11 protein-coding genes are annotated in these 15,718 nt (G+C 65.0%); 5 read left to right on the forward strand and 6 right to left on the reverse strand.

The window, feature by feature from the left end; all coding sequences use genetic code 11:
• Window positions 1-80: 80 nt before the first annotated feature.
• From CWO91_RS01045 to CWO91_RS01055, 3 genes are all read left to right on the forward strand, one after another.
• Window positions 81-860 (forward strand): SDR family NAD(P)-dependent oxidoreductase, encoded by a 780-nt coding sequence (locus tag CWO91_RS01045; protein WP_130211869.1) that lies wholly within the window; start codon window positions 81-83, stop codon window positions 858-860.
• 131 nt (window positions 861-991) lie between these two features.
• Window positions 992-1,372: a VOC family protein gene (locus CWO91_RS01050; protein WP_130211870.1), complete on the forward strand. Its 381-nt coding sequence runs from the start codon at window positions 992-994 to the stop codon at window positions 1,370-1,372.
• A gap of 311 nt (window positions 1,373-1,683) precedes the next feature.
• Window positions 1,684-2,961 (forward strand): acyl-CoA dehydrogenase family protein, encoded by a 1,278-nt coding sequence (locus CWO91_RS01055; protein WP_165405163.1) that lies wholly within the window; start codon window positions 1,684-1,686, stop codon window positions 2,959-2,961.
• Between the two features lie 293 nt (window positions 2,962-3,254).
• Here CWO91_RS01055 and yghU read toward each other — a convergent pair whose 3' ends face one another.
• Window positions 3,255-4,127 carry a glutathione-dependent disulfide-bond oxidoreductase gene (gene yghU, locus CWO91_RS01060; RefSeq protein ID WP_130211872.1) on the reverse strand — a complete coding sequence of 291 codons (873 nt, stop codon included), beginning with the start codon at window positions 4,125-4,127 and terminating at the stop codon, window positions 3,255-3,257.
• A 269-nt stretch (window positions 4,128-4,396) separates the two neighbouring features.
• Here yghU and CWO91_RS01065 point away from each other — a divergent pair, with 269 nt between their 5' ends.
• Window positions 4,397-5,530 (forward strand): nitronate monooxygenase, encoded by a 1,134-nt coding sequence (locus tag CWO91_RS01065; protein ID WP_130211873.1) that lies wholly within the window; start codon window positions 4,397-4,399, stop codon window positions 5,528-5,530.
• 91 nt (window positions 5,531-5,621) lie between these two features.
• Window positions 5,622-7,139, forward strand: a complete 1,518-nt coding sequence (locus CWO91_RS01070; protein WP_130211874.1) for an acetyl-CoA acetyltransferase — start codon at window positions 5,622-5,624, stop codon at window positions 7,137-7,139.
• Window positions 7,140-7,271: 132 nt separating this feature from the next.
• Here CWO91_RS01070 and CWO91_RS01075 read toward each other — a convergent pair whose 3' ends face one another.
• From CWO91_RS01075 to otnI, 5 genes are all read right to left on the reverse strand, one after another.
• Window positions 7,272-8,468 carry an efflux RND transporter periplasmic adaptor subunit gene (locus CWO91_RS01075; RefSeq protein ID WP_130211875.1) on the reverse strand — a complete coding sequence of 399 codons (1,197 nt, stop codon included), beginning with the start codon at window positions 8,466-8,468 and terminating at the stop codon, window positions 7,272-7,274.
• On the reverse strand, window positions 8,455-11,634 hold the full coding sequence (locus CWO91_RS01080; RefSeq protein ID WP_130211876.1) for an efflux RND transporter permease subunit: 3,180 nt from the start codon (window positions 11,632-11,634) through the stop codon (window positions 8,455-8,457). Before CWO91_RS01080 ends, CWO91_RS01075 begins: the two co-directional genes overlap by 14 nt.
• Window positions 11,635-11,805: 171 nt before the next feature.
• The gene (locus tag CWO91_RS01085; protein WP_130211877.1) at window positions 11,806-13,494 is read right to left on the reverse strand and encodes a methyl-accepting chemotaxis protein; all 1,689 of its coding nucleotides are present in this window, start codon (window positions 13,492-13,494) and stop codon (window positions 11,806-11,808) included.
• Window positions 13,495-13,661: 167 nt separating this feature from the next.
• Window positions 13,662-14,939, reverse strand: coding sequence for a 3-oxo-tetronate kinase (gene otnK / locus CWO91_RS01090; protein ID WP_130211878.1), 1,278 nt, complete (start codon window positions 14,937-14,939; stop codon window positions 13,662-13,664).
• Entirely contained in the window at window positions 14,936-15,718 is a 783-nt protein-coding gene (otnI, locus tag CWO91_RS01095) for a 2-oxo-tetronate isomerase (RefSeq protein ID WP_130211879.1), read from the reverse strand. Before otnI ends, otnK begins: the two co-directional genes overlap by 4 nt.

Below are 15,718 nucleotides of genomic sequence, written 5' to 3' on the forward strand. Positions count from 1 at the left end.
CAGAGCATAGCAAGCAATCTTGCGCGCAGCGGCTGATGCGCCGCACACCAAGATGCCTTGCCAAAAACAGGAAACGCGCCATGAATCTTTTCGACCTCACCGGCCGCGTCGCCGTGATCACCGGCGGCAATGGCGGCATCGGGCTGGGCATCGCGCAGGCGCTCGCCGGCCAGGGCTGCAACGTCTCGATCTGGGGCCGCAATCCTGACAAGAACAGCAGCGCTGCCGCGAGCCTGGCCGGTCTTGCCGGCAAGGTCGACACCCGCGTCTGCGACGTCACCGATCCGGCCTCGGTCAATGCCGCGATGAAGGCGACCCTCGACACGTTCGGGCGGGTCGACGGCTGCTTTGCCAATGCCGGCATCGGCGGCGGCGGCCGGCGCTCCTTCATCGAGCGCACGGAGGAGGAATGGCGCACGATGTTTTCGACCAATCTCGACGGCGTGTTTCACGCGTTCCAGGCTGCCGCGAAGCACATGACCGAGCGCGCCAATGCCGGCGATCCCTTCGGCCGGCTGGTTGCCACCTCGAGCCTCGCCTCGATCTTCGGCACCGCGCGCAACGAGCACTATGCGGCGACCAAGGCCGCCATCAACGCGCTGGTGCGCGCGCTCGCCGTCGAGCTGGCGCGTTACGGCGTCACCGCGAACGCAATCCTGCCCGGCTGGATCAAGAGCGACATGACTGCCGGCATCATGGCGAACGACAAATTCGTCGCCAACGTGATGCCGCGCATTCCGGTGCGGCGCTTCGGCGAGGCATCCGATTTCGGCGGCATTGCCGTGTATCTGATGAGCAAGGCGTCGTCGTATCACACCGCCGATACGTTCGTGATCGACGGCGGCTATACGGCGTTCTGATTTTTTGTAGGGTGGGCAAAGGCGCTCTTGCGCCGTGCCCACCATAGGCATCTTCCAATGTCGTGGTGGGCACGCCGCGCTTTGCCCACCCTACGGCTTCTCGTTTTGTCAGCGCAGAAGGGAATGGGCAAATGTTCTCGCACGTCATGATCGGCACCAACGACTTGGACAAGGCCAAGGCGTTCTACGACAAACTGCTCGGCACGCTCGAGGTCCGGCCGGCCAGGGTCGACGGCCATCGCATCTTCTACATCACCAAGACCGGCGTGTTCTCGGTGTCGAAGCCGATCAACGGCGAACCGGCGACCTGCGCGAATGGCGGCACGATCGGCTTTGCCTGCAACTCGCCGGAGCAGGTCGAGGCCTGGCACGCGGCCGGAGTCGCGGCCGGTGCAAAATCGATCGAGGATCCGCCCGGCATCCGCCAGGGCGCGGGCGCCAAGCTCTATCTCGCCTATTTGCGCGACCTCGACGGCAACAAGATCTGCGCGATGCATCGGATGCCGAACTAGCGGCACACTCGATGTCGTCCCAGCGAAAGCCGGGACCCATAACCACGCTAGGCAACTGTTGCGCGAAACAGGTAACTCCGAGTCCCCATAGCCACGTCCGCCTGTGGTTATGGGTCCCGGATCTGCGCGCGCTTGAGGCGCGCTTGTCCGGGACGACGTCGAAGAGATATCTCCGCTCATTCAAACAACATTTCAAACGCCCTCGCGAAATTCCATCGCATGGCATGGCGCGCGTGAAAAATGCGCGCTCGCACTTTGGCAGCGCTGCGACTATTCTCCGGCTCAGCAGTCTCAACGATCCGGGAGGAACAATGACAAAACACACCTACATTCCCCGCACCACCAACTACACTCTCAATCCCGGCGACGAGCTCAACGACCTCAGGATGTCGGACCAGGTCCGGCCGCTCTATGATCACGTGAAGAAGTTCATCCGCGACACCGTCGAGCCGATGTCGATCGAGTTTGCCAAGGCCGGCGAGAGCAAGGAAGACCGTTGGAGCTTTACGCCGAAGCAGCTCGAGGTGCTGGAGAAGGCCAAGAACAAGGCCAAGCAGGAAGGCCTCTGGAACTTCTTCCTGCCCGATGACGAGACCGGCCAGGGCCTGAAGAATCTCGACTACGCCTATATCGCGGCCGAGCTCGGCAAGAGCCCGCTTGCTTCGGAAACCATGAACTGCTCGGCACCCGACACCGGCAACATGGAGGTGCTGGAGCGCGTCGGCACCAAGGAGCAGAAGGAGAAGTGGCTGAAGCCGCTGCTCAACGGCGAGATCCGCTCGGCCTATGTCATGACCGAGCCGAACGTCGCCTCCTCCGATGCCAAGAACATCTCGACCACGGCCAAGCTCGTCGGCGACGAATGGGTCATCAACGGCGAGAAGTACTACATCTCAGGTCTCGGCGATCCCCGCTGCAAGATCCTCATCGTGATGGTGAAGACCAATCCGGATGCGGCGCCGAGCAAGCAGCAGTCGCAGATCCTGGTGCCGCGCGACACGCGCGGCGTCGAGGTGCTCGGGCCCATGTACGTGTTCGGCCAGGACCACGCCCCGCGCGGCCACATGCATATGCGTTTCAACAATGTCCGCGTGCCGAAGGAGAACATGCTGCTCGGCGAGGGCCGCGGCTTCGAGATCTCGCAGCTTCGTCTCGGACCGGGGCGCATCCATCACTGCATGCGCACCATCGGCAAGGCCGAGAAGGCGCTCGACCTCATGGTGCAACGTGGCCTCACCCGCGAGGCCTTCGGCAGGAAGATCGCCCATCTCGGCGGCAACATGCAGGTCATCGCGCAGTCGCGCTGCGAGATCGAGGCGATGCGGCTGATGGTGCTGAAGGCGGCGAAGGCGATGGATGTGCTCGGCAACAAGGAAGCCCGCGTCTGGGTCTCCATGGTCAAGGCGATGGTGCCGGAGCGCGCCTGCAAGATCATCGATCAGGCGATCCAGATGCACGGCGCCACCGGCATCTCGCACTGGACCCCGCTGGCCGAGATGTACCAGGACGTCCGCCATTTGCGCTTCGCCGACGGTCCGGACGAGGTGCACTGGATGGTGGTGGGGCGCCACGAGCTGAGCATGGCGTAATCAGATGCCGCAGGGTGGGCAAAGGCGCGCTCTTCGCGCGCCGTGCCCACCATCCTGGCCTCGCAAGAAGTGGTGGGCACGCTTTCGCTTTGCCCACCCTACAATATCTTTCTCCCTCTCCCCGCTTGCGGGGCCGCGACGAGCTTCGCTCGCGCTGAGAGGGTCAGGGTGAGGGGGAGTCCCCACGGGGGTGGTAGGAGTTGGACTCGCGGAGAGTCCCCCTCACCCGAATTCGATCTACGATCGAATTCGACCTCTCCCCGCAGGCGGGGAGAGGTGAAGGGAGCACCGCCTTACGTCACCGGCGCGAGCTTGTCCTGCGTCTTGGTCTCGAAATCGGATGCATCGTGGCGTTCGTGGAGCTGGCTGGCGGGATCGCCGGAGACGCGGTTGACCATGCGGCCACGCTTCACGGCCGGGCGCTTGGCGATCTGGTCGGTCCAGCGCTGCACGTTCTTGTAGTCCTGCACCGAGAGGAATTCGCCGGCACCATAGACAAGCCCCTTGGCGAGCGCGCCGTACCAGGGCCAGACCGCCATGTCGGCGATGGTGTACTCGCTGCCCGCGAGATATTCGTTGTCGGCGAGCCGCCGGTCGAGCACGTCGAGCTGGCGCTTGGTCTCCATCGCGAAGCGATCGATGGCGTATTCGATCTTGGTCGGCGCGTAGGCGTAGAAATGGCCGAAGCCGCCGCCGAGATAGGGCGCGCTGCCCATCTGCCAGAACAGCCAGGACATGGCTTCGGTGCGCGTCTTGATGTCCTTCGGCAGGAATGCGCCGAACTTCTCGGCGAGGTAGAACAGGATCGAGCCGGACTCGAACACGCGGATGGGCTCGGGCCCGGAGCGGTCCATCAGCGCCGGGATCTTGGAGTTCGGATTGATGCCGACAAAACCGCTGCCGAATTGATCGCCGTTGCCGATCCTGATCAGCCAGGCGTCGTATTCGGCGCCCTTATGGCCGAGCGCCAGAAGCTCCTCCAGCATCACCGTGACCTTCACCCCGTTCGGTGTCGCCAGCGAGTAGAGCTGGAGCGGGTGGCGACCGACCGGCAGCTCCTTGTCGTGGGTGGGCCCGGCGATCGGGCGGTTGATGTTGGCGAACTGCCCGCCATTTTCCTTGTCCCAGGTCCAGACTTTGGGCGGTACGTAGGGGGTGTCGGTCATGAAAATGCTCCGGCGCGGAAGGGCGCGTGCAACGTTAGCTAGCGAGACCGGTAAAATTGACAAGGGCGCCGACATGCATTGCCGGGCGGGGCCGCTCTCCATTTCGTCATGGCACTCGTCCCTGCAACCCGTCCTGCATGTGGCGCCTGCACGCAAGATGCGCCTCAGAATCCGGCGTGGCATCGCCGGTGGTGATGGGCTAGCGTCGGGATGCCTTCGCCCGAGGAAAGCAACAAGAGCAAGCGAAGGCCCGCCGCCGGGAGAGAGCCATGAAATCGCCGATCTGCGACATGCTGGGCATCGAGTTCCCGCTGCTCGCCTTCAGCCATTGCCGCGACGTCGTTGCCGCCGTCAGCCGCGCCGGCGGCTTCGGCGTGCTGGGCGCCACTGTGCACACGCCGGATACGCTCGAACGCGAACTGAAGTGGATCGACGATCACGTCGACGGCAAGCCCTACGGCATCGACGTGCTGATCCCCGAGAACATCTCCACCGCGGGCGAGAAGGACGTCACCTGGAAGAGCCTGGAAGCGCGCGTGCCGCAAGAGCACCGCAACTACACGCGCGACCTCCTGAAGAAGTACGATATCGAGCTGACGACCGCTGAAGTGGCAGACAATCAGCCGCAACCGTTCGACGGGAAGACCGCGCTTCAATTGCTCGAGGTCTCCTTCAATCATCCGATCCGCCTGATCGCCAACGCGCTCGGCGTGCCGCCGAAGGCGATGATCGAGATGGGCAAGACACACGGCGTGCCCGTTGCCGCGCTTGTCGGCGCCAAGGAGCACGCGCTGCGCCAGGTCGCGGCCGGCGTCGACATCCTCGTCGTGCAGGGCACCGAGGCCGGTGGCCATTGCGGCGAGGTCTCGACCATGGTGCTGGTGCCGGAGGTGATCAAGGCGATCAAAAAGGTCCGGGACGTGCCGGTGCTGGCGGCTGGCGGCATCATGACCGGACGGCAGATGGCGGCGTGCATGGCGATGGGCGCGGCGGGTGCCTGGACCGGCTCGGTGTGGCTTGCCACCGTCGAGGCCGAGACCACGGAGATTTTTCGCGAGAAGATGATCGCGGCGTCCTCACGCGACGCGGTGCGCTCGAAGGGTCGGACCGGCAAGCCGGCACGGCAGCTTCGCTCGGTCTGGACCGATGCCTGGGACCGCGCGCCGGACAGCCCGGGCGCGCTGCCGATGCCGCTGCAAAGCATCATCAGCCGCGACGCTTTCAACTCCATCGACCGCGCAGCAGCGAGCGGCAACGCCAAGGCGCGCGATCTCGTCAGCTATTTCGTCGGCCAGGGCGTCGGGCTGATCGACAGCGTGAAATCGGCCGGCGCCGTGGTGCAGGAGTTCAAGGAAGAGTTCGCCGAAGCCGTCGAGCACATGAATGCGCTGGTGGCGGAGTAGGCCCCACTCGTCATTGCGAGCCAACGGGTCCGCGCGAAGCGCGGCCCCGTTGGCTCGCAATGACGAAACAACTGACATCGTGAATTGAAGCATGACAGATAAGAACAAGATTCCCGAAGACCGCATACCCGTCATCGTCGGCATCGGCGAGATCGTCGACCGTCCCAAGGAGATCACTGATGGCCTCGAGCCGCTCGATCTCCTGGAACAGGCGCTGCGGCGCGCGGAAGGAGACGCCGGTGCAAAGCTGCTCGGCGAGGTGCAGTCGCTCGACGTCGTCAACTTCCTGAGCTGGCGCTATCGCGATCCGGAGAAGCTTTTGGCGCATCGGCTCGGCATCTCGCCGTCGCATTGCTACTACGGCCCGGTCGGCGGCGAGAGTCCGATCCGCTACATCCACGAAGCCGCAAAGCGCATCGCGCGCGGCGAATGCGCCGTGGCGGCCATCTGTGGCGCCGAGGCGCAGTCGACCGCGACCAAGGCAGAGCGCGCCGGCGTCAAGCTGCCGTGGACGCCGTTCGCACACGACGTCGAGGAACCCAAGCGCGGCGCAGCGTTCCAGAAGCCGCTCGCGGTGAAGCTTGGCGTGTTCCGGCCCGTCACCGTCTATCCGTTCTATGAGGCGGCCTCCTCCGCGCATTGGGGCCAGACGCCGCGCGAAGCGATGGCGGAATCCGGCACGCTGTGGTCGCGCTATTCGGAAGCCGCCGCGCAGAATCCCAACGCCTGGCTGAAGCGGCGCTATGCGCCTGACGAAATCACGACGCCGACCGCGGACAACCGCCTGATCGCGTGGCCCTACAACAAGCTGATGGTCGCCAATCCCAGCGTCAACATGGGCGGCGCGCTGCTGCTCACGAGCCTCGCCAAGGCGCGGGCCGTCGGGGTTCCCGAGGACAGACTGGTCTATCCGCTCGGCGGCGCCTCGGCGGAGGAGCCGCGCGACTATCTCCTGCGCGACCAGTTTTACGAGAGCCATCCGCAGAACGCTGTGCTGAAGGCCGTGACGGACCTCGCCGGCGGCGACGGCAAACAGTTCGACGCCATCGAGCTCTACAGCTGCTTTCCGTGCGTGCCCAAGATGGCGCGGCGGACGCTGGGCCTGGAAGCCGACGTGCAGCCGACCGTGACCGGCGGCCTTACCTTCTTCGGCGCCCCGCTCAACACCTACATGACACATGCGGCATGCGCGATGGTGCGACGTGTGCGCGACGGCGCCAAGCTCGGCCTGCTCTACGGCCAGGGCGGCTTCGTCACCAAGCACCACGCGCTGGTGGTGTCGAAGACGCCGCCGCGCGAGGCGCTGGTGCAGGAGACGAGCGTGCAGGCGGTGGCAGACCGCAACAAACGCGCGGTGCCGGAGTTCGTCACGGAAGCAACTGGCAGGGCCAAGGTCGAGAGTTTTACCGTGCTCTACGGCCGCGGCGGCGATGTCGAGCACGGCGTGGTGATGCTGCGCACGGAAGATGACCGGCGCACGCTGGCGCGGATTCCGGCGAGCGACAGCGCGACGCTGGCGCATCTGCTCAACATGGATCGCACGCCGGTGGGCTCACGCGGCGAGATCGCGATGGTCGCCGATGGCGTGCCGGAGTGGCGGGTAGCGTAGCTCTCGTAGGGTGGGCAAAGCGGAGCGTGCCCACCATCTTGTCGCGATGGCGGACGTAATCGTGGGCACGGCGCAAGAGCGCCTTTGCCCACCCTACGATACTCCCCGCAAGCGGGGCGAGGTGAAGAAGCCTCAGCTCCTCGGCGCCTGCTTCTCCGACGCGGTCGCCGGCTTGCCCTTCGCGCCAACCACGCGTACCGCATCCCCATCCGACAGGCCGTCCGGCGGTGCCGTGATGACGCGATCATCCGCTGCGATCCCCGAGGCCAGCTCGATCTCGCGGCCGAGGTCGCGGGCAATGGTCACCGTCTTGAACAGCACCTTGTCGTCCGGGCCGACGGTCGCAACGCGCAGGCCGCTGCCGTTGAAGATCAGCGCGCTGGCGGGAATGCTGAGCGGCGCGGCATCGCGCTGGAGGTTCAGCTTCACGCTGGCATAGCCGCCGGGCATGAGCTCGCCTGAGGAATTGTCGAGCCCGAGCTGCATGCGCGTGGTGCCGGAGGCGACGTCGACGGCCTGGGAGGAGGCTTCCACTGTCGCCTGGAAGGTTCGGTTCGGATATTCCGGCAGCGTGATGGTGGCATTGGCGCCGATCTTGATCGCCGGAACATAATTCTGGGGCACGTTGACGTAGACGCGCAGCTTGGTGATGTCGGACACGACGAACATTGCCGGGCCCGTGCCGCCGCCGGCATTGATCAGCGCGCCGACGTCGGTGTCGCGCGCGGTGACGACGCCGTCGAACGGCGCGGTGATCTTCTTGTAGCCGGCCAGCGCTTCCAGGCGCTCCACATTGGCCTGGCCCGAATGCACAGCGGCGTTCTTGTTGGAGAGATCGGCGGTGCGCTCGTCGATCTCCTGCGCGGAGACGAAGTTCGAGGCGACCAGCGTCTTGCGCCGGTTCAGCGTTGCCTCCGACAGCCTGGCGCTGGCCTGCTGACTGGCGAGGTCGGCGCGGGCCTGCAAGAGCTGCTGATCAAGGTCTGGCGCCTCGATCTCGGCAATCACCTGCCCTGCCTTGACGCGGGCGCCGATGTCGGCGTTCCAGCTCTTCAGATAGCCCGACACACGCGCGAAGATCGGGGCGCGATAGTAGGCTTCCAGCCGGCCCGGCAGATCGATGGTGGCGTTGAGGACCTTGGCGTTGGGCTGGGTCACCGCAACGCTGGGAACGGCCTGATCATCGGTCCATTCCTTCAGCTTGGAGCCCTGCTCCTCGCGGGCACGGATGCCGGTGCCAACGACGAGGCCAGCCGCGATCAGCGCCACCACGCCGAAGATGCCCAGTTGCCGGCGCGACACCGGGGAGCGGGGTTCAGTGGGCGACATGCGGGGTCTCCAATGAGGCGGCGGCTTTGGCGCCTTGTTTCTTGTGTACCATGCTGAACACCACAGGAACAAACATCAGCGTGGCGAAGGTTGCAAAGATCAGGCCGCCGATCACGGCGCGGCCGAGCGGCGCATTCTGCTCGCCACCCTCGCCCAGCCCCAGGGCCATCGGCGCCATGCCGATGATCATGGCGAGCGCGGTCATCAGCACCGGGCGAAACCGGACGAAACCGGCTTCGAGCGCAGCGGCGACGGGATCGCCGAGCTCCGCGTAGCGTTCGCGCGCGAAGGAGATCACGAGCACGCTGTTGGCGGTGGCAACGCCCATGCACATGATGGCGCCGGTGAGCGCCGGCACCGACAGCGTCGTCTCCGTCATGAACAGCATCCAGACGATGCCGGCGAGCGCGGCCGGCAGCGCCGTGATGATCACGAACGGATCGGACCAGGACTGGAAGTTCACGACGATCAGGAAATAGATCAGCACGACGGCGCCAAGCAGGCCGAACAGCAGACCAGTAAAGGCGCTGTTCATGGTCTGCACCTGACCGAGCAGCACCACGGACGACCCCTTCGGCACCTCCTTGGCGGTGTCGGCGATCAGCTGACGGATATCGGCGGCAACCGCGCCGAGATCGCGGCCCGACGTGGTCGCAAAGATCTGCACCATCGATTGGATGTCGTATTGCGAGACCACGGCGCTCGAGGTCGAGCGCTTGATGTCGGCGATGCCGCCGAGGATCGGCGACTGCGCATTGCCGGCGGCGGTGATCGGCAGCGTCTGCAGCGCGCTGAGCGAGTCGATCTGGTATTGCGGCGTCTGCATCACGATCGAGTAGGACACGCCGTTGTCGGGGTTGAGGTAGTAGGTCGGCGCCACCTGCGAGGAGCCGGCGAGGTTGACCACGAGGCTGTTGGTGACGTCGCGCTCGGTCAGGCCGACATATTGCGCGCGGGTGCGATCGACATCGATGTTGAAGGTCGGATTGTTCGGCGACTGCTGGATGCGCGCATCGGCAACACCGGGAATTCTGCGGACCTTTGCTAGCAGATTATTGGCGTAAGCAAAATTGGCGCTGAGATTGGCGCCGCGGATCTGCAGGTCGATCGGCGCCGGGGCGCCGAAATTCAGGATCTGGCTGACGATGTCGGCCGGCAGGAATGCGAAGCTGACGCCGGGGAACAACCGCGGCAGCTGTTCACGCAGCACGCGCACATGCTCCTCGGTCGGCTTGTGGCCTTCTTTCAGCTTGATCTGGATGTCGCCGTCCTGCGGACCGATGACGCCGGTATTGTTGTAGGTCATGTTGATGCCGGAGATCGGCATGCCGATATTGTCGGTCATGGTCTCGATCTCGCCCGGGATCAGCTTGCGGACTGCCTTCTGCACGTCGGCAAGCTGGTTGGCAGTCTCCTCGACGCGGGTACCGACCTGGGTGCGGACATGCATCAGGATGTTGCCGGCGTCGACCGCGGGAAAGAAGTTGCGCCCGAGGAACGGCACCAGCGCGAGGGACGTGCCGACGACGCAGAGGAAGCCGATCACGAACACTGCACGGTGCGCCAGCGCGAGCCCGAGCAAACCACGATAGCCACCGCGAATGCGCTCGAACCGCGCCTCGAAGCCGCGCTGGAGCCAGACGAAGGGATTGCGCGACTTCGGCGGCCCGCCCTCGTGGTGAACATGCGCCTGCAGCAGGTAGTTCGCCATGGTCGGCACCAGCGTGCGCGACAGGATGAACGACCAGATCATCGCGAACATCACGGCTTCCGCCATCGGCACGAACAGGAAGCGCGCGACGCCGGTCAGGAAGAACATCGGCACGAACACGATGCAGATGCAGAGCAGCGACACGAAAGCCGGCGTCACGATCTGATTGGCGCCGTCGAGGATCGATTGCTCGACCGGCTTGCCCTGCTCCAGATGGTAGTTGATGTTCTCGATCGTGACCGTGGCGTCGTCGACGAGGATGCCGACCGCGAGCGCAAGGCCGCCGAGCGTCATGATGTTGAGCGTCTCGCCGATCGCCGACAGCATGATGATGGCCCCCAGCACCGACAGCGGGATCGAGACCGCGATGATGATGGTCGAGCGCCAGCTGCCGAGGAACAGGAGGATCATGACGCTGGTGAGCAGCGCCGCGATCACGCCTTCGAAGGCGACGCCCTGGATCGCGCCGCGAACGAACACCGACTGATCGCCGATGAAGCCGATCTTCAGCGCGTCGGGCAGCTGGTCCTTGACGTCGATGACCTTCTGCTTGATGCCGGCGATGATATCGAGGGTCGAGGTCGCGCCCGCCTTCAGCACCATCATCAGCACCGAGCGGTTGCCGTCGACATGGACGATGTTGGTCTGCGGCGGGTTGCCGTCGCGCACGCTCGCGACGTCACGCACATAGACCATGGCGCCGTTGACGGTCCTGATCGGCAGATTGCCGAGCTCGTCGATCCGGAGCGGCGAGTTATTGAGCTGGATGTTGTATTCGAACTGGCCGATCTTCTGAGTGCCGACCGGCGTGATCAGATTCTGGGCGGCCAGCGCATTGGCGACGTCCTGGCCCGAGAGGCCGCGGGCCTGCAGCGCGGTCGGATCGAGGTCGATCTGGACCTGGCGCTGCTTGCCGCCGAACGGGTACGGGATCGCCGCGCCGGGCACGGTGACCAATGGCGTGCGAAGCTGATTGATGCCGATATCGGCAAGGTTCTGCTCGGTGAGGCCCTCGCCCGACAGCGCGACCTGGATGATCGGCACGGTGGAGGCGGAATAGTTCAGGATCAAGGGCGGCGTCGCGCCCGGCGGCATCTGCTTCAGCAATGTCTGCGAGATCGCGGTGACCTGCGCATTGGCGGTGCGGATGTCGACGTTGGGCTGGAAGAAGATCTTGATGATGCCAAAGCCGTTATAGGAATTGGCAGTGATGTGCTCGATATCGTTGACCGTCGTCGTCAGCGCGCGCTGGAACGGCGTCGTGATGCGGCCGGACATCTGGTCGGGCGGCAGGCCTGTGTACTGCCAGACCACGCCGATCACGGGAATGCGAATGTCCGGGAAGATGTCGGTCGGGGTCCGCAGTGCCGCGAGCGGTCCGATGATCAGCAGCAGCAGCGCGAGCACGACGAAAGTATAGGGCCGGCTCAGGGCAATACGGACCAGAGCAATCATGCGCCAGACAATTCCAGGTCAAACGAGGATGTGGAATCCGCCCCCGGGCGATCCCCATTTCCCCCTTTACCTGAGCACCGCCGGAAACGCTAACCTCCGGCGGCCTTCGCGCATTCACTTCCCTGCTACCGCATCTGCGAAATCTACATCGCAGCCATGCGGCCGCGTGCTTCACGCCGCGCGGACGTTGGTCAGAAACTTGCTGACCTCGCTCTTCAGCCGGCCCGAGTCGTTTGACAGCATCTGCGCCGCCGACAGCACCTGCGAGGAGGCCGTGCCGGTCTCGGTCGCGCCGCGCTGCACGTCGGTGATGTTGGCGGAGACCTGCTGGGTGCCCTGAGCAGCCTGCTGGAAGTTGCGGGCGATCTCCTGGGTCGCCGCGCCCTGCTCTTCGACCGCGGCTGCGATGGCCGAGGAGATCTCCGACAGACGCTCGATGGTCGAGGAGATTTCCTTGATCGCACCGACCGAGTCGTTGGTCGCCGCCTGGATGCCGGAGATCTGCTGACCGATCTCGCCGGTTGCCTTCGCCGTCTGCTCGGCGAGCGCCTTCACCTCAGAGGCGACCACCGCAAAGCCGCGGCCGGCTTCGCCGGCCCGCGCCGCCTCGATGGTCGCGTTCAGCGCCAGCAGATTGGTCTGGCCGGCGATGGTGTTGATCAGCTCGACGACGTCGCCGATGCGCGAGGCGGCCTTGGAGAGCTCGCTGACGCGCTCGGTGGTGGCGCGCGCCTGGCCGACGGCATCGCCCGCCATCCGCGCCGATTCCTGCACCTGACGGCTGATCTCGCCGACCGACGAAGCCATCTCCTCGGTCGCCGAGGCCACCGACTGCACGTTGGTCGAGGCTTCCTCTGAGGCTCCGGCAACGGTGGTCGCCAGCCGCTGGGAGCGGTCGGCAGTCGACGTCAGTGTCGAAGCGGAGGCTTCGAGCTGGGTCGAAGCCGACGACACGGTCTGGACGATCTCGCCGATCATGGTTTCGAATTCGCGGGTGATGTTGTCGACGCGGCGGCCGCGCTCGATCTTGGCTTCGGCGTCGGCCGCAGCGGCTTCGTCGGCGGCCTTCTTGGCGATCAGCGCCTCCTTGAATATCTGGAGCACGTCGGCCATGGCGCCGATCTCCGTCTTCTCGCCGCGATACGGGACTTCGGCCGAAAGGTCACCCTTGCCCAGCGCCTGCATCGGTTCGGTGATGGAATTGATACCGTTGGAGACGTCACGGACGAGATAGAAGCTGAGACCAATGCCGATCACGACAGCGGCGCCGAGAATGACCGAAACCAGCATGAAGGCATAGGAGTAGCTGTCCGCCGCATCCTGCGCCGCCTGCTCGCCGCCCTTGGTGTTGAGCTCGATGTCCTTGTTCAGAATCTCGTCGGCCTTGAGTCCGATCTTGTTGACCTTGACGTTGAACTCATGGGCCTCGTGCGGGACCTGGCCGGCCTCCTTGCGCGACAGCGCCATCACCTCCTGAGTACCCTTCTTGTACTCCTCCCAGACCTGCGACCACTCATTGTAGAGCGCGCGCTCCTCCGCCGAGGTGATCATCGGCTCATACTTCTGGCGAAACTTGGTATTCGCTTCGACAACGGTCGCTAGGGTCTTTTCGTTCGTGAGCTTCCCCTCCAACGTTTCAGACAGCATGTGCTCGCGGATGACGTTGCGATAGGTGATCACGCCGGCGCGGAGATCGCCCAGCACCCGCACGCTGGGCATCCAACTCGTCGTGATGTCGACGGTGTTGGCGTTCATGGACCGCATCTTCATGACGGCGAGGAGACCCATGCCGGTCATCGCAACCAGCAGGAACGCCACGACACTGATGATCTTGGCGCGAATGGAAATGGTGGCGAGCATAATCGGGTCTCTTTGTGCTGGAGCCGGCGCGCGTCCGGAATTACGAATCAAACAAAGGGAGCAGCGCCGACATCCCACACCAGAGCACCTGAGCGGGCGTTAACTACGACTCCGTACGAGTACGGAAGCCAGAAAGAAATGAACGGGCGACTAAGAATGCTCTGCGCTCAGCGCATGAGCCCAAGCGCGTCGGAGAAAAACTCCGGACCGCCAAAATTCCCGGATTTCAGAGCGAGCAACATCTCGCCTGCGTGCGCACCGACCGCACGCAGCACCGGAACGCCCGCGGCGATTTCCACGCCCACGAGAAAGCCGGGAATGCTCAACCGGTCGACCACGGCCCCGGATGTCTCGCCGCCCGCAACGATCAGGCGCCGGACGCCGGCCTGCACCAGGCCCTCGGCTATGTCGGCCATCGCCTGCTCGATGGCATGCCCGGCCGCGTCGCGGCCGTGACGCGCCTGAACGGCGGCAACGGCTTCCGGTGTCGCGCTCGAGGCGATCAGAACAGGGCCATCCGCCAGACGCGGCCGCGCCCAGGCCAGCGCGCGCTGCGCTTCGCCAGAGCCTGAAACGATCTGCTCGGGATCAAGATGTAACACCGGCATGACACGCTCGGCATTGGCGATCTGTTGAAGCGTCGCCTGCGAGCAACTCCCGGCCAGGCAGGCCGCTGGCCCGCCGACCGCCGCGCCAGCTTCACTGCCCGCCGCGCTCGACCGCACTTTTCCGGTCGACACCAGCGCCCGCGCCAGGCCAAGGCCGATGCCGGAGGCGCCGACCGACAGCCGATGCTCGGCGGCAACGAGGCCGATGGTCTCGAGGTCGCGGTCGAACACGGCGTCGATGATCGCTGCACCGATGCCCTTGCCCGCGAACTCGGCCAGCCGCGCCCGCACCGCATCTGCCCCGCGCGTGACGGTGGCGAGATCGACGAGGCCGATCTGCGTCTTGCTCTGGCGCGCCAAGACGCGCACCAGGTTGGAATCCCGCATCGGGTTGAGCGGATGGTCCTTCAGCGGGCTCTCGTTCAAGGGCACGGCGCCGACGAAGAGGTTGCCCTGATAGACGGTGCGGCCGGTCTCCGGAAAGGCCGGCGTCACCAGAACGACGCCTTCGCCGCAATCGGCGCGGAGCGCGTCCATGACGGGGCCGATATTGCCGGCGTCGGTGGAATCGAAGGTCGAGCAGATCTTGAACAGGACATGGCCGGCGCCGCGGCCGCGCAGCCACGCCTCCGCCGCACGCGAACGCGACACGGCAAGGCCCGCCTCGATCGAGCGGCTCTTCAATGACACCACGACGGCATCGACCTCGGGCAACGCCAGATCATCGGCAGGCACGCCGATGGTCTGCACGGTGCGCAAGCCGCCGCGCGTCAACGTGTTGGCGAGGTCGGAGGCGCCGGTGTAGTCGTCGGCGATGCAGCCCAACGCAAGTGTCACGACTTCACTCCCGCATAAGGCTTGAACCAGGCGAGCCCATCGGTTGTCTTGCCGCGCGGATTGTATTCGCAGCCGACGAAGCCGGCATAGCCGAGCCGGTCGAGCTCTTCGAACAGGAACGGATAGTTCAGCTCCTCGCCGTCGGGCTCGTTGCGCGAGGGAATGCTGGCGATCTGGATGTGGCCGATGATCGGCATCATCTCGCGCAGCCGCATGGTGACGTCGCCATGGATGATCTGACAGTGATAGATGTCGAACTGGAGCTTCAGGTTCGGAAGTCGCAATTCCTGGATCAGGTCGCGCGCGAAACCGAAATCGTTGAGGAAATAGCCGGGCACGTTGCGTGCGTTGATCGGCTCGAGCACGATATCGATGCCGTGGGGCGCGAAGAACTCGGCGGCCCACGCCACCGATTTGTAGAACGCCTCGATCGCGACGCGCTCGCCGCGGTTGGCGATGCCGGCCATCAGGTGCAGGCGCTTGACGCCGGTCGCCTTGGCATACGGCAGCGCCGTCTCCAGGCTCGCCTTGAGATCGGAGAAGCGCGCTGGCAACGCCGCAAAACCTTTCTCGCCGGCATTCCAGTCGCCCGGCGGCAGATTGAACAGCGCCTGGGTCAGCCCGTTACGCTTGAGGCGCTCGCCGACCGCCTCGGCCGGATGCTCGTAGGGAAAGAGAAACTCGACGGCGGCGAAGCCGGCTTGCGCGGCGGCATCGAAGCGGTCGAGGAACGGCACCTCGGTGAACATCATCGAGAGGTTGGCGGCAAAACGGGGCAT

It is taken from the genome of Bradyrhizobium genosp. SA-3, from assembly GCF_004212635.1.
Taxonomy (GTDB): domain Bacteria; phylum Pseudomonadota; class Alphaproteobacteria; order Rhizobiales; family Xanthobacteraceae; genus Bradyrhizobium.